The organism is Novosphingobium sp. BL-S-34 (genome assembly GCF_056857015.1).
Map to the genome: position 1 here is coordinate 1,603,844 of NZ_CM166472.1, position 20,996 is coordinate 1,624,839.

A 20,996-nucleotide genomic window follows, 5' to 3' on the forward strand; every position below is an offset into this window, starting at 1 on the left:
CCAAGGCGATCATCGGGAAGTTCCGGGCATGAACCTTACCAAGGCGCTCGCCAGTGTCGGCGGCCTCACTCTGGCCAGCCGCGTGCTCGGTCTGGTCCGCGACAGCCTGTTCGCCCGCTTCGTGGGGGCAGGCTTCGCCTCGGACGCCTTCCTGATCGCCTTCCGCCTGCCCAACATGTTCCGCGCCCTCTTCGCGGAAGGGGCCTTCGCTTCGGCCTTCATCCCGATGTTCAACCAGAAGGTCGCCAACCGGGACGGTCAGGGCCTGCCCGCCGGGATCGCCTTCGCCGAACAGGCGCTCGCCGTGCTCCTGCCCATCCTGCTGGCGATGACGCTGGTGCTGGAAGTCTTCGCCTGGCCGGTGACGTTCCTGCTTTCGGGCAATTTCAACGGCGTTTCGCAGGAGCAGTTCGCTTTCGCGGTGCAGCTCAGCCGGCTGACGATTCCCTATCTGGCGCTCATCAGCCTGGTCTCGCTTCTGGGCGGCATCCTCAATTCGCTGAACAAGTTCTGGGTCAATGCGGCCGCACCGATCCTGCTGAACCTGACGCTGATCGTGGCGCTGCTGGGCTTCCATTCCGCCGATGCGCTGGTGACCGCGCGCAACCAGGCCATCGGCGTCTCGGTGTCCGGCGCGCTCCAGTTGCTCTGGCTGATGTGGGCCTGCCGCGCGAACGGCGTGTCGATGCGCCTGCGCATGCCGGTGTGGAATGCCGACGTGAAGCAGCTGATGAAGCTGATCCTGCCCGCGGCGGCCGGCGCCGGTGCCGTCCAGATCAACCTCGTGATTTCCACCGCGCTCGCCGCCTCGCTGCTGGCGCACGGCTCGGTCACTTACATCTACATGGCCGACCGCCTGAACCAGCTTCCCCTCGGCCTGATCGGCATCGGCCTGGGCACCGTGCTGCTGCCGACGATCTCGCGCCAGCTTGGCGGCGGTGACGAGGCCGCGGCGATGGACACCCAGAACCGCGGCATGGAACTGGCCCTGCTGCTCACCCTGCCCGCAGCCGTCGCCCTGATCGTCTGCGGCCAGCCGATCGCCGCCGCGCTGTTCGGCTACGGCAAGTTCGACGCCGTGGACGTGGCGCGCACGGCGGAGGCACTCGCCGCCTTCTCGATCGGCCTGCCCAGCTATATCCTCGTGAAAGTGCTCACCCCCGGCTTCTACGCCCGGCAGGACACGAAAACGCCGGTGCGCTACGCGATGATGTCGATGGGGGTGAACCTCGTGCTCAACCTCGCGCTGATCGTGCCGCTCCAGCACATGGGTCCGCCGCTGGCGACCGCGATCGCCTCCACCGCCAATGTCGCCATGCTCTACTGGACGCTCGTCAAGCGCGGGCATTTCCAGTCCGATGCCCGCCTGAAGCGCCGCGCCCCGCGCCTTGCACTTGCGGCCGGGGCGATGGGCGTGGTGCTCTGGTTCGGGCAGGACCTGCTGACACCTTATCTCCACGGCACCTGGCTGGTGCGCGGTCTCGCGCTGGCCGCGCTCGTTTCGGCGGGCGGCGTGGTCTATGCGCTGGCGACCCTGGCGACCGGCGCCTTCACGCGCGACGATCTCGCCCTGCTACGCCGCCGCAAGGCTGGCTGAGCCGGCGATGGGCGCCCTGGGCCGCAGCATCCGCGAATCCAGCGCCGCCGCCCGCGGGCAAGCAGCGGCGCGCCGGGACCGAGCCCCCCCTCTTCCATCCCGGCAAAGCTGTGCTATGAGCCCTGCCCATGCACGGCCTTTCGCACACGAAGTCTGCCGAATCCCGTCGCCTCTCGTGGCGATGGCGGGGCGCTGCGCGCAAGACGCGCTGAACCGGGGCGCGCCTGCCGCGCCGACACCGCCTGCATCGGCGCCCGCCCGGGCGCACCTTTAGATCCCCGACCACTCACAACTCGCGAAGGACGCGTCCATGCGTATCGTCTCCGGCATCCAGCCCACCGGCAACCTGCATCTCGGCAACTATCTCGGTGCGATCCGCAATTGGGTCTCGATGCAGGACGAAGTCGCCGCGCAGGGCGGTGACAGCCTCTACTTCCTGGCCGATCTCCACGCGATTTCCATGCCGCACGACCCGGCCACCCTCTCCGCCAACACGCGCGAGATGGTCGCGGCCCTGGTCGCCTGCGGCGTCGATCCCGACCGCTCGATCCTGTTCAACCAGACCCAGGTTCCCCAGCATGCCGAACTGCAATGGCTGCTCAACGGCACCGCGCGCATGGGCTGGCTGAACCGCATGACCCAGTGGAAGGACAAGGCGGGCAAGAACCGCGAAGGCGCCTCGGTGGCGCTGTTCACTTATCCGGTGCTCCAGGCCGCCGACGTGCTGCTCTACCAGGCCACTCACGTCCCCGTGGGCGAGGACCAGAAGCAGCACCTCGAACTCGCCCGCGACATCGCGCAGAAGTTCAACAACGACTTCGCGCCCAAGGACGAGAACGGGGAAGACGTTCCCGTCTTCACCCTGCCCGCGCCGATCATTCCGCCCGAGGCCGCCCGCATCATGTCGCTGCGCGATGGTTCGTCGAAGATGAGCAAGTCCGACCCCTCGGACATGGCGCGCATCAACCTGACCGACGATGCCGACACGATCATGCAGAAGGTGAAGAAGGCCAAGACCGACCCCGAGCCGCTGCCTTCCGAAAAGGAAGGCCTCGAAGGCCGCGCCGAGGCGCGCAACCTCGTGGGCATCTATGCGGTGATGGCCGGCACCACGATGGAGGCGGTCCTGTCCGACTTCGGCGGCGAGGGCTTCGGCAAATTCAAGCCGGCGCTGGGCGAGCTGCTGGTGGAAAAGCTGGCACCGATCAACGCCCGCTTCGTCGAACTGCGCAGCGACCGCGGCGCGCTCGACGCCATCTTGCGCAAGGGTTCGGAAAAGGCCCGCGCGCTCGCCGTGCCGACGCTGGACAAGGCCTACGAGGCGCTCGGCCTGGTGCGCTGAGGACAGCATGGCGTCGTCCCGGATCCGGTCCGGGACGACGCTTCGCTCAGGAATCCAGTCCCAGGAGCTTCGCCCGGCGCCGCATCCACGTCGCCGCGAGTGCGCCTACCTCGCCCAATGCGTCCAGCCCCTCGCGGTCCTTCTTGTGCTCGCCAGCGATCAGCAGGCCGAAGACCCGGCGGACGCTCCATGCGGGCCAAGGCCGCTCGGCCAGCACCATGCGGTCCCCGGCGGCGACTTCGCCTTCCTCCAGAACCCGGTAGTACCAGCCCGACCGGCGCGACTTCACCACGCCGGCGTTGACGGCCGAGCCGTCGAAGCGGTGATCGAGCTTCCAGCAGGGCTGCCGCCCCTGCGACACCTCGACCAGGGCCGTGCCCAGCCGCCAGCGATCGCCCACGCAGATCATGTCCTCGGTCAGGCCCTCGGTGGCGATGTTCTCGCCGAAAGCGCCATAGTCCGAGAGAAGCGGATGGCCGCCGATCGAGTCGCGCCAGAAGGCATAGTGATCGTGCGGATAGTGATGGATCGCCTTGTCCGGCCCGCCGTGGACCGCAAGATCCGCCTGCTCGTCGCCCTCCAGTCCCAGCCGTCGGACGCGAACCGCTCCCTCCACCGCCAGCTTGCCGATGGCGCTGGGTTCGTCCGCGCCGCGAAAAGGCCTGACTTTCCCGCATTGCACGGAGAGAATCGCGATGGAATTCGTCTCGGGGGAACTGTTCAACATCGCCGGCGCTTCCTACATGATTACCCTGATCTCAGGCCGTGACTCACGGCTGAATGGACAAAGGCCACATCAAACGGCTTATCGCCGGTTAGCCTCCATTCAACCGCTATTCAGGGCATTGATATTAAGGCAGAGTCGCAAGGAATCACAGGCCGCGCTTGGGAAGGGCGTTTCGGACCTGGCAGGTTCGTGGAGTGAAACCGATGACAGAACATCCCGGAACCCATCTCGGAAAGCTGAGGCTAGCAGCCGCGGCTTTCATGCTGATGGCCCTCGCCGCCTGCGCAACGCCCTTCAAGGCCGACGTTTCGCGTTTCCAGTCGCAGCTTCCGGCACCGTCCGGCCAGACCGTCGCCGTCGTGGCGGACGATCCCAAGCTTGCGGGCGGCCTCGAATTCGCAACTTACGCCCGCCTGGTCAGCGATCGCCTGCAGAAGGTGGGCTATGCCACCGTGGACGATCCTTCGAAGGCAACCCTGATCGCCCGCTTCGACTACGGCGTCGACACCGGCCGTGAGCGCGTCCGTTCGACGCCCGCAATGGGCGGCGGCTACTGGGGCCCGTGGTATGGCGGCGGCTGGGGAGGCCGTGGCTACTACGGTCGCGGCTGGGGCGGCGGCTGGGGCTGGGGCGGCCCGTGGCGCTATGGCTGGTACGATCCGTTCTTCGATGGCGGCGTGGATTCCTACACCGTCTACACCAGCGGCATCACGCTGAAGATCGACCGGGCGGCCGACAACCAGCGCCTGTTCGAGGGCAAGGCCGAGGCCGTTTCGGCTTCGAACCACCTGCAGTACCTCATTCCGAACCTCGTCGAATCGATGTTCACGAATTTCCCCGGGAACTCGGGCGAGACCGTGCGCATTACCGTCGCGCCGGAAAAGAAGTGATCTTTAGAAAAATGAGCTGATTGGCTCCCCCTGCGAAGAGGGAGGCACCGAGGGGCGGGTCCGCTGAAATATGCGGGCCCGTCCTTTCTTTTTGCCGGTCCGGCCCGTATCGCAGCCGCTCCGGTTGACCGCCGCCAACCGCACGGGAATGCTCGCCGCCTAATGAACACCTTCATGGCCATCATGTCGCAGCTCTTCTGGGGCGTGACCGTGGGCGCCCTTTCCGCAGCCTTTTCAACGCTTGCCAAAGGGCTCGCGGCGATCGCCGGGATCGGCGGGGTGGGCTGGTATTCGCTGAAGCGCCGCCGCGACAAGCGCGCGCGACTCGATCGCAAGGATTGACGGAAAACAGGGAGCATTGCCCCCGCCCCTTCAAAACGGCCAAAGTCAGGTGCCGGCGCGCCCATCGCGTCCTCCAGGGACCGACCGGCACGCCGCAGCAAACGCGCAAGAAAGCTGAAATATCGAGGGTCCGGGGGATAACCCCCGGGACGTCCCTCAGCTTCCCAGGGCGACGACCCCGCCGGTCGAACCGAACCCGCCTTCACCGCGCTCGGTGGATTCCAGCTCATCCACCGTCAGCCAGGCGGCGCGCGTCACCGGCGCCAGCACGAGCTGCGCCACACGGTCGCCGCGGCGGATCTCGAAAGCCTGCGCGCCGTGGTTGATCAGGATGACCTTGAGTTCGCCGCGATAGTCCGAATCGATCGTGCCCGGCGAATTCGGTACCGAGATCCCGTGCTTGAGCGCCAGACCCGAACGCGGACGGACCTGGATCTCGAAGCCCGGCGGAATCGCCATGGCCAGGCCGGTGGCAACGGCATGACGGCCGCCCGGTGCCAGCGTCACGTCTTCCGCCGAGACCACGTCCATGCCCGCCGCGCCGTTCGTGGCGTAAGCGGGCAAGTCCAGCCCTTCGCCGTGAGGCAGGATCTTGACGGGGACGGGGACGTCAGCGGGGGAGTGCATCTGCGAACCTTTCGACGAGGGCGCGCGCGACGTCCTCCTTGGGCATTTCCGGAAGACTGATCACATCGTCCGCGCGCACGATGTGGACCGCATTCACATCGCCGCCCATGACATCGCCCGACACGTCGTTGGCGATGATCCAGTCGGCACCCTTGCGTTTGCGTTTTTCGGTGGCGTAGCGAATGACGTCCTGCGTCTCCGCCGCGAAGCCGATCACCAGCGGTGGCCGTTCGGGGCTGGTCGCGAGCGTGGCCAGGATGTCGGGATTTTCGGTGAGCAAGAGGGCCGGCGGCGCGGAGCCGCGCTTCTTGAGCTTCTGGTCGGCCGTATGGGCGACGCGCCAATCGGCCACGGCCGCAACCATGACGGCGATGTCGGCGGGCATGGAGCGCTTCACCGCCTCGGCCATCTGCAAGGCGCTTTCCACATCCACGCGGTCGACACCGGGCGGCGTGGGCAAGTGGACCGGCCCCGCCACCAGGGTGACCCGCGCGCCGGCCTCGGCAGCGGCGGCGGCGATCGCGAAGCCCTGCTTGCCCGAGGAACGGTTGGCGATGTAGCGCACGGGGTCGATCGGCTCCCAGGTCGGCCCGGCAGTGACCAGGACGTGGCGCCCGGAAAGCGGCCCCTCGAAAGGCGCCTGCGCCAGATGCAGCGCTTCGGGATCGGTGGCGGGCGCGGCGCGCGCCTCGCCCTTGCGGGCCGCCAGCGCGGCTTCTTCCGGCGTGAAACCGAGATCTTCATGGCTCGCGGCAAGGCCTGCGTCCCGGCCGTCGCTTCCGCCGTCGCCAAAGGTGATGGCCTGCTTGCCCTTCTGCCGCCCGCGCGCGATCAGGCCGCCGGAAAGGCCGCCCAGGCCGATATCGTCGGGTTCCGAATGCTCGGGCTCAGGCGTCGCGAACTGCGGCTGCCAGCTGAAAGGATCGCCCCCCGGCAACGGCGCGACTTCCACCGGGCCGAGGCCGAGCGCCCAGGCGATGCGCTGCCAGATCGCCAGCGGATCGGGCAGCCGGCCGGGACCGTATTCGCCGCAGGCCATGGTGCCTTCGTCAGGCTCCATCACGTCCACCCCGGCATCGCGCAGCACCTGGACGTTGCGCGTGGTGGCGGCGTGCTGCCACATGCGCACGTTCATCGCCGGGACCGCCATGACCGGCTTGTCCGTCGCCAGCAGCATGGTCGTGGCGAGATCGTCGGCAATGCCCGACGCCATCTTGGCCAGCAGATCCGCCGTCGCCGGGCAGACCACGACGAGGTCCGCCTCCCGGCTGAGCTGGATATGCCCCATCTCGGCCTCGTTTTTGAGGTCCCAGAGCGTGGTGTAGACCGGCTTTTCGGACAAGGCCGCAAGCGCCATGGGCGTGACGAAGTGCGCTCCGCCCTCGGTCAGGACGCAAGTGACTTCGCCGCCTTCCTTGCGGATCTGCCGGACGAGTTCGCAGGACTTGTAAGCGGCGATACCGCCGCCCACGACCAGGAGAATGCGTGGTCCACTCATGCTCGGGGCTTGTGCAACACCGCGCCGGAGGGCGCAATCAGTTTGGGAATGCCGGCCTCAAAAACGGCGCATCATCCCATCAGCGCCCAATACGTCAGCCCCCAGGCCGCCGCACCGCCCAGCACCGCTGCAAGGCCGCGGCCCAGCCAGGGGTTGCCCTCGGGCTTGTGCTTGCTGCGGCGCTCCCAGATGAGGTCGACATCGGGCAGCGGCGCCTGTTCGGGCGCGCCGCCCTTGGGCGGGAACTTCTCCTCGATCCGCCGCACCAGCGCCGGCAGGCGCAGCAGCGTGCCGAGATCCTCGCGCAGGCGGTCGGCAATGACCGCCTCGGGGCCGAGTTCGTCGCGCAGCCAGCTTTTCACGAACGGCGCCGAAACGTCCCACATGTTGATGTCGGGATCGAGCGCGGTGGCCAGGCCTTCGACCATGACCATGGTCTTCTGGAGCAGCAGCAGGTGCGGCTGCACCGCCATGTCGAAATCGCGCGTGATCGCGAACAGCCCGTCGAGCATCTGGCCGACCGACAGTTCGGAGACCGGCTTGCCGCGCATGGGCTCGCCCACCGCGCGCAGCGCCGTCGCGAACTCTTCGACGGTGTGGTAGCTCGGGACGTATTGCGCCTCGAAATGGATTTCGGCCACGCGGCGATAGTTGCCGGTGGTGAGGCCGTAGAGGATCTCCGCCAGCCAGAGCCGGGCCTGCCGGTTGATGCGGCCCATGATGCCGAAGTCGATGGCAACGATGGTGCCGTCGTCCTCCACGAACAGGTTGCCCTGGTGCATGTCGGCATGGAAAAAGCCGCTGGAGATCGCCTGGGTGAGGAACGTGATCACCAGCTTGTGCGCCAGCCGGGGCAGATCGTGGCCGGCCGCGCGCAGACCGGCGAGGTCGCTCATCTTGGTGGCACCGATCCACTCGATCGTCAGGACCTGCCCATTGGTGCGGTCCCAGTCGATGTGCGGCACGCGGTAGCCGTGGATGCCCTTCATCGCATCGGAGAGTTCCGACGCCGAGGCGGCTTCCCGCCGCAGGTCCAGCTCGCGCAGGGTCCAGCGCTTGAGGTTGGCGACGACCGCGCGCGGACGCAGGCGCGAGGCTTCCCCGCCCAGCGCCTCAAGATGGGCGGCGGCCCATTCATACGTCTCCACATCGCGGGCGAACTGCTCGCGAATGCCGGGGCGCAGCACTTTCACCGCCACGGTGCGGCCGTCAGGCGTGATCGCCCGGTGCACCTGGGCGATCGAAGCGGCGCCGACCGGGTCTTCCTCAATCGAGGCGAAAACCTGCTCCAGCGGGCGGCCGAAGCTGCTCTCGATCACCTGGCGGATCTCGGAGAAAGCCACCGGCGGCAGGCTGTCCTGCAGGGTCAGCAGATTGCGCGCAGGCCCCTCGCCCACGAGATCGGGCCGCGTCGCCAGCGCCTGGCCGAGCTTGATCGCGGCCGGGCCGATTTCCTGGAAGGCGCCGGCATAGTCCGGCTCGGCGGGCTGGCGGGTGCCGAAGCGGGCGATCCGGGAGAGGCGCTTGACCTGGGCCGGGGCATTGCGGTCGTTCTCGATCCCGCGCAGCGCGCCATGGCGTGCGAGGACGCGCCCCCACTTGAGGAGGCGCAGGACATGCGTCGTGGAACCCGTCACTTGTCCGGTTACACTTTCCAGCCCGAGTGGATCGCGACGAGGCCGCCCATGATCGGCTCGACCTTGGTGTGCTTGAACCCAGCCGCGCGGATCATCCGTTCGAATTCCGGCATCGGCGGGAAGCGGCGGATCGATTCGATCAGGTAGCGGTACGATTCGGCGTCACCGGCGATGGCCTGCCCAATCTTCGGCACCAGGTGGTGCGAATAGGCATCGTAGACTTCCTTGAAGCCGGGCCATTCGGTGGTCGAGAATTCGAGGCAGAAGAAACGTCCGCCGAACTTGAGCACGCGGTGCGCCTCGGCCAGCGCCTTGTCGATATGGGTGACGTTGCGAATGCCGAAAGCGATCGTATAGGCATCGAAGAACCGGTCCCCGAAAGACAGCACCTCGGCGTTCTGGCGCGACCAGACCAGGCCATCTATGCCCTGCTCCATCGCGCGCTCGATGCCGACGTCCAGCATGTCCTGGTTGATGTCGGACACGGTGATCGAGGCGCCCTGCGCCGCCATGCGGAAGGCGATGTCGCCCGTGCCGCCGGCCATGTCGAGAATCTGTTCGCCTTCGCGCGGCTTCACGCGGCGCACGAACTTGTCCTTCCAGAGCCGGTGCATGCCCACGGACATGGCATCGTTCATCACGTCGTACTTGCGTGCGACGCTGGAGAAGACGGCGCCGACGCGCCCTTCCTTCTCGTCGGGGCTGACCTCTTCGTAGCCGAAGGAAACCGTTTCGCTCATGGCGCAGTCCTCTAGCCGTCCGGCCGCGCCTGCGCCACCCGGTGATTTGGTTATTTTGCCGAGGGGGCCGGGTTGCGCGGGGTGTCTGCCGGCTGCGCCGCCCGGCACCCCTAATCGGTGGCCATCGCCCTCTTGCGCGCGGGGTCGGTCTCGATGTCCGCGTTACGCGCGGCGGCAGCCGAAAGAACGATGCCGCCCAGGATCAGGGCCATGCCCGCCACATGATAGCGATGCAGCGCCTCGCCAAGGAGCAGAGCCGAGAGCAATGCGCCGAACAGCGGCATCAGCGTGATCGCCTGCCCCGCCCGCGCCGCGCCCAGCTCATGCGTGGCGCGGTTGTAGATGAAGTACGCGATCACCGATGGGAACACGCCGATATAGGCATAGGCGGCCAGGACTTTCGGGCTCCAGGCCACGACCTGCCCCTGCATGGTTTCCATCGCCGCCAGCGGCGCCATTGCGCAGGCGCCGATCGTGAACGTCAGCAGCAGGAAGCTCGGGGCCGATATCGCCGGGCGCTTGCGCAGGAACACGGTGTAGAGCGACCAGGCCGCTACCGCGCAGAAGATCAGCCCGTCCCCGGGTCCGAAACGCAGCTGCACCAGTGCCGCCGGATCGCCCCGGAACACGATGGCCGCGACCCCGATCGTGGAGACGACCACTCCCAGCACATGCATCCGCCCCGGACGCCCCCTGAAGATCGCGAAGTCCAGCAGCATGACCGTCGCCGGGATCGCCGCCTGCAGCAGCAGGGCATTGGCGGCCGTGGTGAAATGCAGCCCCTTGTAGATAAAGCCGTTGAAGCACACGACCCCGAAGAAGCCGAGCGCCAGCACCCATCGCCAGGCGGCCAGCGCCTCGGCCCGCTCTTTCCAGAGCTGGCGCGCCGCGAAGGGGAGCAGGATCAGCACCGCGATCATCCAGCGCCCGAAGGCCAGGGTGAAAGGCGGGACATCCGCCCGCACCGCCCGTCCCACGATCGAGTTGCCTGCCCAGAACAGCATGACCAGCCCCAGCATAAGGAACGCGCGCGTGTGAGACCTGTTGTTTTCCATGCGCTTGGCTTGCTTCGGAAGCGAACGGAAGAAAAGGGAAAATGCAGGCGCCGTGCTTACCTGCAGGTCTTCCCCTTTTCTTCCTCCCCCCATCCCCTATCTCCCTTCCACGATGCCAGAACTTCCCGAAGTAGAAACCACCGTTCGCGGCCTCGCCCGCTACCTGGAGGGCGAGCGGATCGCCCGCATCACGCTCAACCGGGCAGATTTGCGCCGTCCTTTTCCGCCCGATCTGGTGCAAGTGCTCACCGGCGCCACGGTCACCGGTCTCGGCCGCCGCGCGAAGTACGGCCTCATCCATACCGATCGCGAACAGACGATGGTCTTCCACCTCGGCATGTCCGGCCGCTGGCGCATCGAACCCGAAACGGCCGAGAAACACGACCACCTCGTCATGGAAACCGGGTCCGGCCATGTCCTGGCGCTCAACGATGCGCGGCGGTTCGGCTCGGTCGACCTCGTGGCCACCCCGGCGCTCGATTCCTGGGGTCCTTTCGCGGCGCTCGGCCCCGAGCCGCTGGGCGAAGACCTGACCGCCGCGCACCTCAAGGCGGCCTTTGCCGGGCGCATTGCGCCGATCAAGCAGATGCTGCTCGACCAGTCGATCGTGGCGGGCCTAGGCAATATCTACGTATGCGAGGCGCTGTTCCGGGCCGGCATCCGGCCCGACAAGCAGGCCGGGCTCGTCACCCTGCCTGCCTTACGCAAGCTGGTGCCGGCGATCCGGGAGGTCCTGGCAGAATCGATCGCGGCGGGAGGCTCGACGATCCGCGACTACGCGCAGCCCAACGGCGAACTGGGATATTTCGCCGCCGCATGGCAGGTATACGGGCGCGAAGGGCAGGACTGTACCTGCGGCGCCCCGGTCCAGCGATTCGCCCAGGGCGGGCGCAGCACGTTCTGGTGCGCCCGCTGCCAGAGATAGACGGGGCCCGCATGGCTCAAACAGCGCCTCTCCGCGCCCGGAAACCCGGAAACGGGCCGTTTTCAGCGCCTCTCACGGGTTGACGGAACGGCGCTTCACCGTTAAGGGGCGCGCTTTCCGGCGAGTCCGCTCGCCTAGAGATTCGATCAGGCAATTGGGCCGCCATCACCGCTGTGGGGGGGCCAGACAGAGGAAATTCGATGGCCAATACGCCGCAAGCCCGCAAGCGCATCCGCCGTAACGAGCGCCGCGCGGAGATCAATACGAACCGCATCAGCCGCATCCGCACCTTCCTGAAGAAGGTCGAGACGGCGATCGCCGGTGGTGACAAGGGCGCCGCGACGGCTGCTCTCAAGGAAGCCCAGCCTGAACTGGCTCGCGGCGTGGCTCGCGGCGTGCTTCACAAGAACACGGCTTCGCGCAAGATGTCGCGTCTCACCAAGCGCGTCGCCTCGCTCGGCTGATCATACCCGGCAGGCGCGCCCCTGAGGCGCGCCCACCGTGCGGCACCGGCCCGCGCAGCTATCTGAACTCCCGTCCCGCCGGACGAGATTTCAGGCAGCCGCGCGGGCCGCGCCCGTTTGGGGGCCCAGCACGGCCCTCGCTTAGAGCAAGCGGCACAGGCCTCCCAGACGCCCTCCGGCTAGTTCATGGCCGGCGTGCCGACCCACTCTGCTGACCTCCATCTGCTGCCCCCGATCTGCCGGCCCGATCTGCTGATCCAGAATCGCCCGCGTGAGTCGTGCGGATGTCACAGAAGGGATTCGCGGGAGCGATTCGCCCCCTGCCCGGCAAGACTTGCCGCTTCGGTGAGTACGTAACAGGAACGCCTGGAGCGAGGGCCTGGGCGCCCCATTTCGGGACCCTGACAGGGTGCTGTGCGCCTTGCGGGCGAAAGGCGCGGAAACGTTGCGATTCGCATGCAAGAGAATCGCAACGCGTCACTAACTATCTGTTTTTATGTGATAATTTAGATCATGACGGAAATTGGGCACTGAAGGCGAGTCAACCGCCATATTTTTTTTTATTTGGGGAGTGCTGTCTTGCACGGCGGCCAAACCCGTTCCTAAAAGAAGTCCACAGGCCGGAGCGGAAACCGGCTGGGGAACATCGACAGCGACGAGACTCCTGCTGCAGGCACTCCTGCAGTCGAGGGTCGTTTTGTCCGCGTTTTCCGGCTCCGTACGGGGGCTCACATCGGGATTCACCTCCCGTGGGCACCGGTTCCACGCATGGCATTCAATTTTCGCGGCCCGCTGGGCCACATTCGGGGTAGCTGCCAACAGAGGGGAGTTGGTCCAGTGTCAGGTTCAACAGCGGGTCGGTCTCCGGCAAGTCAGGGCGCAAACGGCGTGATTAAGAAATCGAAGGCGGTACGAGTGGCGATGGAAGAGGATCAGGAAGCCGTGAATCTGGCGGCAGACTGGGCTGACATCAGCCAGGGCCTGCGCAAGGATCTCGGCCATCAGGCGCACAGCCAGTGGATCAAGCCGATCCAGCCGGGCAACTACTGCAAGGAAACCGGTACGCTCGATCTGTATCTGCCCACCGAGTTCTCGGCCAATTGGGTGGCGGATCGCTTTGCCGATCGCCTGTCGCTGGCCTGGAAGATCGCCCGTCCAGACGTCCGCCACGTCCGCATCCTGGTGCACCCCGGTCGCCGGCAGCTGCCCGAACTGCGCCTCGGCAGCGGCGGCCGCCCGAACAGCGCGCCGGCCAACGATTCGGCCCAGGGTTCGGCGGATTCGATCGCGGCCGTCCTCCAGGGCGAGGCTTTCGCCGCGCTCGGCCAGGGTCCGGTCGGCATCGACGCCTCGCAGACGTTCACCTCGTTCGTGACCGGCCAGAGCAACGTGCTGGCCTGCAATGCCGCCCAGCGCATGTCCGCCACCGAGACGCCGCAGTTCTCGCCGCTCTACCTCAAGGGCGCGACGGGACAGGGCAAGACCCACCTGCTGCACGCGATCGGCCACGCCTATCTGGCGAACCACCCGCACGCGCGGATCTTCTACTGCTCGGCCGAGCGCTTCATGGTCGAATTCGTCCAGGCCCTGCGCCAGAACCAGATGATCGAGTTCAAGTCGCGCCTGCGCGGTTTCGACCTGCTGCTGGTGGATGACATCCAGTTCATCATCGGCAAGGCTTCGGCGCAGGAAGAACTGCTCTACACGATCGATGCCCTGCTCCAGGAAGGCAAGCGGCTGGTCTTCGCCGCCGACCGCGCGCCCCAGGCGCTCGACGGTGTCGAACCGCGCCTGCTGTCGCGCCTGTCGATGGGCCTCGTCGCCGACATCCAGCCGGCCGACATCGAACTGCGCCGCTCGATTCTCGAAAACCGCCTTGGCCGCTTCGCCTCGGTCGACGTGCCGGCCGATGTGATCGAGTTCCTGGCCCGCACCATCAATCGCAACGTGCGCGAACTGGTCGGCGGCCTGAACAAGCTGATCGCCTATGCCCAGCTCACCGGGCAGGCCGTCTCGCTCCAGCTTGCCGAGGAACAGCTCACCGATATCCTCTCGGCCAACCGCCGCCGCATCACGATCGACGAGATCCAGCGCACGGTCTGCCAGTTCTACCGGATCGACCGGACCGAGATGAGTTCCAAGCGCCGCGCCCGCGCCGTCGTGCGTCCGCGCCAGGTGGCCATGTATCTCGCCAAGGTGCTGACGCCGCGCTCCTACCCGGAGATCGGCCGCAAGTTCGGCGGGCGGGATCACTCCACCGTGATTCACGCCGTGCGCCTGATCGAAGAGCTGCGCACGCGCGATGCGGACATGGACGGCGACGTCCGCTCGCTGCTGCGCCAGCTCGAATCCTGATCCGGTCCGAAGCATGAGAGGTGGCCGGGGGCTTATCCCCCGGCGCGTCACCAACTTGTCCGCGGGCTTGTCCGCAAACTTGCCCACAGGCCGCCGCGGCAAAGACGCACAGGCGCTGCCTCACCCGGACTTCCCCGGCGATGACGAGCGACAAGTAAAACCACGAAGACAGTAAAACCACGAAGACAAGGGCCTGCCGGTCTTGGCTTGCGGCACTGCCGACTTGTCGTCCTCGGCCCGCAACCTGCTCTATCCGGCTGGGATGCAAAAATTTAACCACTGAATAAGCGTAGTGATGTAGTCTCCATGCGACCCGGGCGGCCTTCGCCCGACGGAAGAGGCTCCCCATGCGCTTCTATCAGGCCACGACTTTCCTGTTCCCCCGGCGCTACGAATGGCGCATCCTCCTCGTCTGCTTCGGGGCGGTGCACGTTCCGCTGCTCGCCTGCGTCGCCTATCAGGCCGCTACCGGGCAGTGGCAGCCGGCGATCCTGCTGATTTTGCTGGCCGCCACCCTGCTGGGTACCCTGTTCGGCCTCGCGGCGATCCATGCGCTGCTCAGCCCGATCACCACCGCCACGGAGATGCTCCGGTCGATCCAGGCCGGGGAGCGCGTGGGCATGGTTCCCGTGGGCAACCAAGACCTCGTCGGCCGCCTGCTCCACGGGGTGGCCGTGGCCGCCAACGAATCGGCGGCACGGATCGAGCGCCTGATCGAGGCTTCCGAACGCGACGAACTGACCGGCCTGCGCAATCGCCGCGGCTTCCTCGATTCGGCGCGGCGGATCCTCGCGGCCGATTGCAATTCGGTCTTCGCGATGGTCGATATCGACCGCTTCAAGGCGATCAACGACCGCTTCGGCCATGCCACCGGCGACGCACTGCTGCGCGAAGTGGCGCTGCGGCTGGAACACGGCGTGCGCCGGTCGGACGTGGTGGCCCGTTGGGGCGGCGAGGAATTCGCGATTCTCTTCCCGGATACCCTGCTGGAAGAAGCGCGCGTGGTGATGGAGCGCCTGCGCGCCAGCATCGCGCTCGACCCCACCTTGCGCGGGGACGAATGGCCGGTGACTTTCTCCTGCGGGCTCGCCCCGATCCGCAATTTCGCCCATCTCGACCAGGCGACGCGCAATGCCGACGGCGCGCTCTATGCCGCCAAGAACGGCGGGCGCAACCGGGTTCAGATCTCCAAGGACGAATAGCCGCTGCGCGCAAGCCGGGTCGCGGCCGGCCCGGCAAGGCATTTCAGACAGGCTGGCCCGCCTTGCCCCACCCGGCCCCGATGCTGTAGGCCCCGGCCATGAGCCCCGCCCTTCCCGCAGCCTATTCGCAAGCCGCCCTGCGCGGCGTGCGTTGCCGCTGCCCGCGCTGCGGCGAAGGCCGCCTGTTCCGCAAATGGCTGAAGCCGCTGGAACGCTGCCCGGTCTGCATGCTGGATCTGACGCCGCAGCGGGCGGACGATTTTCCGGCCTATATTGCTATGATCGTCACCGGCCACCTGATGGCGCCGCTGATCATCACCCTGTCCAAGGACTTCCACCTTGGCCCCGCGGCCATGTTCGCGATCCTGATTCCCCTGGCGGTGGCGATGATGATCGGCATGCTCCAGCCCGCCAAAGGCGCGGTGATCGCTACCCAGTGGTGGTTCGGCATGCACGGTTTCCGCAAGGAACGGCCGGAACCCCTGCCGATCCCGGCCGAGCCCGATGGGGTGTCGGGCGGCGCGACCGGCGGCGAAGCAGGCCGCGAATGAGCCTTTCCCCGGAACGCCTCCAGCGCTTTGCGCGCCACATCGTGCTGCCCGAAGTGGGCGGCGCCGGCCAGGTCGGCCTGGCGGAGGCGCATGTGGTGCTTGTCGGCTGCGGCGGGATAGGCAGTCCTGCCCTTCAATATCTCGCCGCAGCCGGCATAGGACGGCTGACACTGATCGATGACGACACGGTGGACGTCAGCAATCTGCAACGTCAGACGATTTATACGCCATCTGATATCGGCAAGCCCAAGGCGGAAGCGGCGGCCGAATGGGTGCGGCGCTTTGATCTTGGCCTTGAGGTCCTGCCGATCGTAACGCGTCTCGGGGGTGACAACGCGGCAGAGATTCTCTCCGGCGCGAGCGTGGTACTGGACGGGTGTGACAACTTCGCGACTCGGCTGCTGGTGTCAGATTCCTGTGTGAAACTCGGCATTCCCCTCACCAGCGGGGCGGTTGGCCGATTCCAGGGCCAGGTCGCCAATTTCGCCGGGCACCTGCCGGAGCAGCCTTGCTACCGCTGTTTCGTGGGCGATGCCTTCGATGCGCAGTACTGCGATACTTGTGCGGCGGACGGTGTGCTGGGAGCCATGGTCGGCATGGTCGGCACGTTTGCGGCCATGCATGCCATGCGCGTCCTGCTGGAAGGCAAGGCCGCGCTGGGCGTTCCGCAATATGGCACGCTTCACCTGATCGACGGCATGGCGCCCTCGCTACGGCCGCTCAGGATCGCCAAGGATCCCGGCTGCCGCGCCTGCGGGACCGCAGCGCCCGTTCAGGCCGATCTGCCGTCGTAAGCGTAGACCGATAGCCGCGCGAGCAGTGCGGGATCGAACAGGCGCATGTTCACGCCCATCCGGTCCTGCGCGGGATCGACCGGGCTCCAGTGCGTGGTGCAGCCGCAGTGCGGGCAGTGCCAGAAGGTGAGCACTTTATCGCCGGTCTGGTAGCCCGCCAGCGGACCCTCGATCCGCACTTTCGCGGGGCTGTGATAGGACCATAGCGCCCCCAGCCGATGGCAGACCGAACAGTTGCAATCGCAAACCTCGTGCGGCTGATCCGCCAGTTCCAGCGTGACCGCGCCGCAGTGACAGCTCCCCTTGTGCATCGTCATAGGCCGAGCACTTCATCTACCCAGGCGCTGACCAGTGCGGTGGCCGGCCCATGGCGCGCCTCATCGAACCAAGCGGTCCCCTGCGAAGGTTCGAGGTTCAGCTCCAGCGTCTCCGCCCCGAATTCGCGCGCGTTGCGCACGAAACCGGCTGCGGGATAGACCGCGCCGGACGTGCCGATGGAGACGAACAGGTCCGCCTGCTCCAGAGCCTCGAAGATCTCGTCCATGCGGTAGGGCATTTCTCCGAACCAGACGATGTCGGGCCGCAGTTCCGCGGCGCCGCATTCGGGACAGGCGGGGCGATCGCGCAGCGGGCCGGTCCAAGGTGAGCGCACGTCGCAGGCCGTGCACCAGGCGTTGAGATGCTCGCCATGCATGTGGAGCACCCGTTTTGCGCCGGCCCGTTCGTGCAGGTCGTCCACATTCTGCGTGACGATCAGCAATTCGCCCTCCCATTCGCGATCGAGGCGCGCCAGCGCGAGATGGGCGGCGTTGGGTTCCTTGGTCTGGATCGCCTCTCGCCGCATGTCGTAGAAGCGCAGCACCAGATCGGGATCGCGCGCGAAAGCCTCCGGCGTGGCCACGTCCTCGACGCGGTGCTGCTCCCACAGCCCTCCGCCGTCTCGAAAGGTATCGATGCCGCTTTCGGCGCTCACGCCCGCGCCGGTGAGGATGACGATGTTGCGGATGTCCTTCATCCCCGCCATGAGACCAGCCTTCAACGGAGACGGCAAGTGGCACGAATCGGAATTATCGGCAGCGCAGGGCGCATGGGACAGGCGATCGCACAGGCCATCGAGGCTGCCGGCGAGGACCTTTCCGGCGGTATCGGCCGCGACGGAGACCTCGGCGCACTGTCGGCCCATTCGGACGTGCTGATCGACTTCTCCACCCCCGTCGCGCTCGAAGCCAACCTCGATGCGGCGGTGGATGCGGGCATTCCCATCGTCGTGGGCACCACCGGGCTAGAGGAACGCCATCACTGGCTGATCGATTCGGCCGCGCAGCACATTCCCGTGCTTCAGACCGGCAACACCTCGCTCGGCGTCACCCTGCTTGCCCACCTCGTGCGCGAAGCCGCCAGCAAGCTGGGTGAAGACTGGGATATCGAGATCGTCGATACTCACCACCGCATGAAAGTGGACGCCCCCTCCGGCACCGCCCTGCTGCTGGGCGAAGCCGCCGCCAAGGGCCGCGAGGTCGGCCTGGCCGAAACCGCCGTGCGCGCAAGAGACGGCATCACCGGCAAGCGCGAAGCCGGCACCATCGGTTTCGCGGCGCTGCGCGGCGGCACCGTGGCAGGCGATCACACCGTGCACTTCCTGGGCGACAGCGAGCGGCTCTCGTTCTCGCACATGGCCGAAAACCGCACGATCTTCGCCAAGGGCGCGGTCAAGGCCGCACAGTGGCTGAAGGACAAGCCCGCCGGCCGCTACACCATGCCCGAGGTTCTGGACCTTTGAACAAGGCCGAGATCTTCGAGTTCTTCCGCCGTCTCGCCGAGCTGAATCCCTCGCCCGAGACGGAGCTGGAATTCGGCAACAATTACCAGCTGCTGGTCGCCGTGGTGCTTTCGGCGCAGTCCACCGACGTGGGCGTCAACAAGGCCACCCGCGCGCTGTTCCGCGAGGTGAAGACGCCCGCGCAGATGGTCGAGCTGGGCGAGGAAGGCCTCAAACAGCACATCAAGACGATCGGCCTGTTCAATTCCAAGGCCAAAAACGTCATCGCCCTCTCCGAGATTCTGGTCGCGCGCTATGACGGCGAGGTGCCGGAAGACCGCGATGCGCTGGTCGAACTGCCCGGTGTCGGCCGCAAGACCGCCAATGTCGTGATGAACTGCGCATTCGGGGCGGAAACCTTCGCGGTGGACACGCATATCTTCCGCGTCGGCAACCGCACCGGCATTGCCAAGGGCAAGACGCCGCTGGCAGTGGAGAAGCAGCTGGAGAAGCGCGTGCCGCAACCGTTCCGCGTGGGATCGCACCACTGGATGATCCTGCACGGCCGCTACATCTGCAAGGCGCGCACGCCGGAGTGCTGGCGCTGCCCGGTCGTTGACTTGTGCGACTACAAGGACAAGGTTCTGCAAAAGGGAGCCGCTCGCAAGGCTGCCTGATCGGGAGGACGTACATGCTCCGCCGTCGCATTGGCTTTGCCCCTGCCCTCGCTTTCGCCGCCGCGCCGCTCGCCCTTGCCGCCTGCTCGCAGCAACCGGCCAAACCGCCGCCGCCGGTCAGCCCCGCGGCCGAGGCGATCGGCCCTGTGCAGGACTGCCTGTCGCTCGTGCAGTTCTCCAACACCCGCATCCGCGACGACTGGACCATCGATTTCATCGGCGGCGCCGGCAATCGCGTCTGGCGGGTGACGCTGCCGAACCGCTGTTCGGGCCTGAAATCCGCCGACAGCTTTACGTATGCGACCTCGCTCTCGCAGCTCTGCCGGAATGACATCGTCTATCCGCTCAACCGCGTGGGGGGCGGATTCCAGCGCGGAGCCGGGTGCGGACTGGCACCTTTCACCCCGGTGAAGCTGGCGCAGTAGAGCGGCGACGTGCGGGGGACGCAAACCGCGTCCCTCCGCGCCCCGTCAGCCTTCGTACTGCTCGGGGTCGATATTCAGGCCCCGGCGCCCTTCGGACGACGAATGCGTCGGCGCCCTGGGCATTTCCTCTTCAGGATCGACCAGGGGCTGCAGCATGCCTTCGCTGCGGGTAATCACCGCCGTCGCCACGGCATTGCCCACCACGTTGGTGGCCGAGCGGCCCATGTCGAGGAAAGTGTCGATCCCCAGCAGCAGCGCGATGCCTTCCACCGGCAGGCCGAACTGCGTGAGCGTGGCCGCGATCACCACCAGGCTGGCGCGCGGGACGCCGGCAATGCCCTTGGAGCTGACCATCAGCGTCAGCAGCATCAGGATCTGCGTACCGATCGGCACATGGATGCCGTAAGCCTGCGCGATGAAGATCGAGGCGAAGCTCATGTAGATCATCGAGCCGTCGAGATTGAAGCTGTAGCCCAGCGGCAGGATGAAGCCCGAGATACGGCGCGGCACGCCGAAGCGGTCGAGCTGCTCGAACAGCTTGGGCAGGCTGGCTTCGGAAGAGGCGGTGGAGAACGAAAGCAGCAGCGGCTCGCGGATATAGCGGAACAGCGTGACGATCCGCCCGCGCAGGAAGATCCCGCCGATCAGGAACAGCAGCAGCCACAGCAGCAGCATCGCGAAGTAGAATTCGCTGACCAGCACGCCGTAGGTGACGATGATGCCAAGGCCGCGCGTGGCGATCACGCTGGCCAGCGCGCCGAACACCGCGAAAGGCGCGAAGCGCATCACGTAGTCCGTCACTTGCAGCATCAGCTCGGACAGCGCTTCGCTCACCTTCACGATGATGGCGCCGCGCTCGCCGATGGCCGTGAGGCCCACGCCGACGAAGAGCGAGAAGACCAGGATCTGCAGGATGTTGTTTTCGGCCATCGCGTCGACGGCGCTGCTCGGGAATATCTCCAGGATGAAGTGGCGCAGCGTCAGTTCGCCCACGTCCAGCTTGCCGAGGTCGGCCCCGGTATCCAGCCCGGCGCCAACGCCCGGCTTGAACAGGTTGACCAGCACCAGGCCGAGACCCAGCGAGATCAGGCTGGCCGAGATGAACCAGCCCAGCGCCTTGCCGCCGATGCGGCCCAGTGCCGCACTGTCGCCCATGCCCGAGATGCCGGTGACGATCGTGGCGAAGACCAGCGGCGCGATGATCATCTTGATGAGCTTGAGGAAGACGTCCGGCAGCAGCCGGAAGTAGTCCGACCACTGCACCAGGCGTGGATCGTCGGCAGCCAGGGTGGCATGAAGCGCCCAGCCCACGAGGATGCCGAGCACCATGCCGACCCAGATATAAAGCGTCAGGCGCCTGCCCATTCCCACCTCGCAACAAAATTGCTG

The 20,996-nt window shown here is 66.7% G+C and carries 22 protein-coding genes; 13 read left to right on the forward strand and 9 right to left on the reverse strand.

Going from position 1 to position 20,996, the window contains the following annotated elements:
• The first annotated feature begins 28 nt into the window (after positions 1–28).
• Entirely contained in the window at positions 29–1,597 is a 1,569-nt protein-coding gene (gene murJ / locus AC1VV3_RS07585; protein WP_431567318.1) for a murein biosynthesis integral membrane protein MurJ, read from the forward strand.
• A gap of 310 nt (positions 1,598–1,907) precedes the next feature.
• Entirely contained in the window at positions 1,908–2,939 is a 1,032-nt protein-coding gene (gene trpS, locus AC1VV3_RS07590; RefSeq protein ID WP_132264907.1) for a tryptophan--tRNA ligase, read from the forward strand.
• A gap of 46 nt (positions 2,940–2,985) precedes the next feature.
• Here trpS and AC1VV3_RS07595 read toward each other — a convergent pair whose 3' ends face one another.
• Positions 2,986–3,666 (reverse strand): MOSC domain-containing protein, encoded by a 681-nt coding sequence (locus AC1VV3_RS07595; RefSeq protein WP_431567319.1) that lies wholly within the window; start codon positions 3,664–3,666, stop codon positions 2,986–2,988.
• A gap of 203 nt (positions 3,667–3,869) precedes the next feature.
• On the opposite strand from AC1VV3_RS07595, the gene AC1VV3_RS07600 reads away from it, so the two are divergent.
• Positions 3,870–4,556 (forward strand): DUF4136 domain-containing protein, encoded by a 687-nt coding sequence (locus tag AC1VV3_RS07600; protein ID WP_134094604.1) that lies wholly within the window; start codon positions 3,870–3,872, stop codon positions 4,554–4,556.
• 162 nt (positions 4,557–4,718) lie between these two features.
• On the forward strand, positions 4,719–4,898 hold the full coding sequence (locus AC1VV3_RS07605; protein WP_132264902.1) for a hypothetical protein: 180 nt from the start codon (positions 4,719–4,721) through the stop codon (positions 4,896–4,898).
• 156 nt (positions 4,899–5,054) lie between these two features.
• Here AC1VV3_RS07605 and dut read toward each other — a convergent pair whose 3' ends face one another.
• The 5 genes from dut to AC1VV3_RS07630 all read right to left on the reverse strand — a co-directional run bounded on the left by dut (position 5,055) and on the right by AC1VV3_RS07630 (position 10,455).
• A complete protein-coding gene (dut, locus tag AC1VV3_RS07610) occupies positions 5,055–5,525 on the reverse strand; it encodes a dUTP diphosphatase (protein WP_132264900.1) in 471 nt (156 codons plus the stop codon).
• A complete protein-coding gene (locus AC1VV3_RS07615; RefSeq protein ID WP_431567320.1) occupies positions 5,509–7,023 on the reverse strand; it encodes a bifunctional phosphopantothenoylcysteine decarboxylase/phosphopantothenate synthase in 1,515 nt (504 codons plus the stop codon). Before AC1VV3_RS07615 ends, dut begins: the two co-directional genes overlap by 17 nt.
• 71 nt (positions 7,024–7,094) lie before the next feature.
• Complete coding sequence (gene ubiB / locus AC1VV3_RS07620) at positions 7,095–8,660, reverse strand: 2-polyprenylphenol 6-hydroxylase (RefSeq protein ID WP_431567321.1); 1,566 nt, start codon at positions 8,658–8,660, stop codon at positions 7,095–7,097.
• A gap of 8 nt (positions 8,661–8,668) precedes the next feature.
• Positions 8,669–9,400 carry a class I SAM-dependent methyltransferase gene (locus AC1VV3_RS07625; RefSeq protein WP_134094607.1) on the reverse strand — a complete coding sequence of 244 codons (732 nt, stop codon included), beginning with the start codon at positions 9,398–9,400 and terminating at the stop codon, positions 8,669–8,671.
• A 110-nt stretch (positions 9,401–9,510) separates the two neighbouring features.
• Positions 9,511–10,455, reverse strand: coding sequence for a DMT family transporter (locus AC1VV3_RS07630; RefSeq protein WP_431567322.1), 945 nt, complete (start codon positions 10,453–10,455; stop codon positions 9,511–9,513).
• A gap of 112 nt (positions 10,456–10,567) precedes the next feature.
• On the opposite strand from AC1VV3_RS07630, the gene mutM reads away from it, so the two are divergent.
• The 6 genes from mutM (at position 10,568) to AC1VV3_RS07660 (ending at position 16,746) form a co-directional block, all read left to right on the forward strand.
• The gene (gene mutM / locus AC1VV3_RS07635; protein ID WP_431567323.1) at positions 10,568–11,380 is read left to right on the forward strand and encodes a bifunctional DNA-formamidopyrimidine glycosylase/DNA-(apurinic or apyrimidinic site) lyase; all 813 of its coding nucleotides are present in this window, start codon (positions 10,568–10,570) and stop codon (positions 11,378–11,380) included.
• A 200-nt stretch (positions 11,381–11,580) separates the two neighbouring features.
• Positions 11,581–11,844, forward strand: coding sequence for a 30S ribosomal protein S20 (gene rpsT / locus AC1VV3_RS07640; protein WP_132264889.1), 264 nt, complete (start codon positions 11,581–11,583; stop codon positions 11,842–11,844).
• Between the two features lie 921 nt (positions 11,845–12,765).
• Complete coding sequence (gene dnaA / locus AC1VV3_RS07645; RefSeq protein ID WP_132265344.1) at positions 12,766–14,199, forward strand: chromosomal replication initiator protein DnaA; 1,434 nt, start codon at positions 12,766–12,768, stop codon at positions 14,197–14,199.
• 347 nt (positions 14,200–14,546) lie between these two features.
• Positions 14,547–15,401 carry a GGDEF domain-containing protein gene (locus tag AC1VV3_RS07650; RefSeq protein WP_431567324.1) on the forward strand — a complete coding sequence of 285 codons (855 nt, stop codon included), beginning with the start codon at positions 14,547–14,549 and terminating at the stop codon, positions 15,399–15,401.
• A gap of 98 nt (positions 15,402–15,499) precedes the next feature.
• Complete coding sequence (locus AC1VV3_RS07655; protein WP_132264885.1) at positions 15,500–15,952, forward strand: DUF983 domain-containing protein; 453 nt, start codon at positions 15,500–15,502, stop codon at positions 15,950–15,952.
• Positions 15,949–16,746 carry a HesA/MoeB/ThiF family protein gene (locus AC1VV3_RS07660; RefSeq protein ID WP_482961467.1) on the forward strand — a complete coding sequence of 266 codons (798 nt, stop codon included), beginning with the start codon at positions 15,949–15,951 and terminating at the stop codon, positions 16,744–16,746. The genes AC1VV3_RS07655 and AC1VV3_RS07660 overlap by 4 nt, the downstream gene beginning before the upstream one ends.
• Here AC1VV3_RS07660 and AC1VV3_RS07665 read toward each other — a convergent pair.
• Together AC1VV3_RS07665 and AC1VV3_RS07670 are read right to left on the reverse strand one after the other, a co-directional pair.
• Positions 16,725–17,063 carry a GFA family protein gene (locus tag AC1VV3_RS07665; protein ID WP_482961468.1) on the reverse strand — a complete coding sequence of 113 codons (339 nt, stop codon included), beginning with the start codon at positions 17,061–17,063 and terminating at the stop codon, positions 16,725–16,727. The two genes, AC1VV3_RS07660 and AC1VV3_RS07665, sit on opposite strands and share 22 nt — an antisense overlap.
• Positions 17,060–17,761, reverse strand: coding sequence for an NAD-dependent deacylase (locus AC1VV3_RS07670; RefSeq protein ID WP_482961469.1), 702 nt, complete (start codon positions 17,759–17,761; stop codon positions 17,060–17,062). The genes AC1VV3_RS07665 and AC1VV3_RS07670 overlap by 4 nt, the downstream gene beginning before the upstream one ends.
• 36 nt (positions 17,762–17,797) lie before the next feature.
• Between AC1VV3_RS07670 and dapB the strand changes: the two genes are divergently transcribed.
• From dapB to AC1VV3_RS07685, 3 genes are read left to right on the forward strand one after another with little or no spacing between them, the layout of a single operon-like run.
• The gene (gene dapB / locus AC1VV3_RS07675) at positions 17,798–18,526 is read left to right on the forward strand and encodes a 4-hydroxy-tetrahydrodipicolinate reductase (RefSeq protein WP_482961470.1); all 729 of its coding nucleotides are present in this window, start codon (positions 17,798–17,800) and stop codon (positions 18,524–18,526) included.
• Positions 18,523–19,182, forward strand: coding sequence for an endonuclease III (gene nth / locus AC1VV3_RS07680; protein WP_132264879.1), 660 nt, complete (start codon positions 18,523–18,525; stop codon positions 19,180–19,182). Before dapB ends, nth begins: the two co-directional genes overlap by 4 nt.
• Before the next feature lie 14 nt (positions 19,183–19,196).
• Complete coding sequence (locus tag AC1VV3_RS07685) at positions 19,197–19,607, forward strand: hypothetical protein (protein WP_482961471.1); 411 nt, start codon at positions 19,197–19,199, stop codon at positions 19,605–19,607.
• Positions 19,608–19,652: 45 nt separating this feature from the next.
• Here the strand turns inward: AC1VV3_RS07685 and AC1VV3_RS07690 are convergent, their stop codons facing one another.
• Positions 19,653–20,972, reverse strand: a complete 1,320-nt coding sequence (locus AC1VV3_RS07690; protein ID WP_482961472.1) for a dicarboxylate/amino acid:cation symporter — start codon at positions 20,970–20,972, stop codon at positions 19,653–19,655.
• Between the last annotated feature and the right edge of the window lie 24 nt (positions 20,973–20,996).

Excerpts from the sequence above, each read along its gene's own strand:
- AC1VV3_RS07685 (WP_482961471.1), top strand. The coding sequence starts at position 19,197 with ATGCTCCGCCGTCGCATTGGCTTTGCCCCTGCCCTCGCTTTCGCCGCC.
- AC1VV3_RS07605 (WP_132264902.1), top strand. The coding sequence starts at position 4,719 with ATGAACACCTTCATGGCCATCATGTCGCAGCTCTTCTGGGGCGTGACC.
- rpsT (WP_132264889.1), top strand. The coding sequence starts at position 11,581 with ATGGCCAATACGCCGCAAGCCCGCAAGCGCATCCGCCGTAACGAGCGC.
- dnaA (WP_132265344.1), top strand. The coding sequence starts at position 12,766 with ATGGAAGAGGATCAGGAAGCCGTGAATCTGGCGGCAGACTGGGCTGAC.
- AC1VV3_RS07670 (WP_482961469.1), bottom strand. The coding sequence starts at position 17,761 with ATGAAGGACATCCGCAACATCGTCATCCTCACCGGCGCGGGCGTGAGC.
- AC1VV3_RS07690 (WP_482961472.1), bottom strand. The coding sequence starts at position 20,972 with ATGGGCAGGCGCCTGACGCTTTATATCTGGGTCGGCATGGTGCTCGGC.
- AC1VV3_RS07615 (WP_431567320.1), bottom strand. The coding sequence starts at position 7,023 with ATGAGTGGACCACGCATTCTCCTGGTCGTGGGCGGCGGTATCGCCGCT.
- AC1VV3_RS07625 (WP_134094607.1), bottom strand. The coding sequence starts at position 9,400 with ATGAGCGAAACGGTTTCCTTCGGCTACGAAGAGGTCAGCCCCGACGAG.
- AC1VV3_RS07665 (WP_482961468.1), bottom strand. The coding sequence starts at position 17,063 with ATGACGATGCACAAGGGGAGCTGTCACTGCGGCGCGGTCACGCTGGAA.
- AC1VV3_RS07655 (WP_132264885.1), top strand. The coding sequence starts at position 15,500 with ATGAGCCCCGCCCTTCCCGCAGCCTATTCGCAAGCCGCCCTGCGCGGC.
- AC1VV3_RS07600 (WP_134094604.1), top strand. The coding sequence starts at position 3,870 with ATGACAGAACATCCCGGAACCCATCTCGGAAAGCTGAGGCTAGCAGCC.
- trpS (WP_132264907.1), top strand. The coding sequence starts at position 1,908 with ATGCGTATCGTCTCCGGCATCCAGCCCACCGGCAACCTGCATCTCGGC.
- dut (WP_132264900.1), bottom strand. The coding sequence starts at position 5,525 with ATGCACTCCCCCGCTGACGTCCCCGTCCCCGTCAAGATCCTGCCTCAC.
- AC1VV3_RS07660 (WP_482961467.1), top strand. The coding sequence starts at position 15,949 with ATGAGCCTTTCCCCGGAACGCCTCCAGCGCTTTGCGCGCCACATCGTG.
- mutM (WP_431567323.1), top strand. The coding sequence starts at position 10,568 with ATGCCAGAACTTCCCGAAGTAGAAACCACCGTTCGCGGCCTCGCCCGC.
- AC1VV3_RS07630 (WP_431567322.1), bottom strand. The coding sequence starts at position 10,455 with ATGGAAAACAACAGGTCTCACACGCGCGCGTTCCTTATGCTGGGGCTG.
- murJ (WP_431567318.1), top strand. The coding sequence starts at position 29 with ATGAACCTTACCAAGGCGCTCGCCAGTGTCGGCGGCCTCACTCTGGCC.
- AC1VV3_RS07595 (WP_431567319.1), bottom strand. The coding sequence starts at position 3,666 with ATGTTGAACAGTTCCCCCGAGACGAATTCCATCGCGATTCTCTCCGTG.
- AC1VV3_RS07650 (WP_431567324.1), top strand. The coding sequence starts at position 14,547 with ATGCGCTTCTATCAGGCCACGACTTTCCTGTTCCCCCGGCGCTACGAA.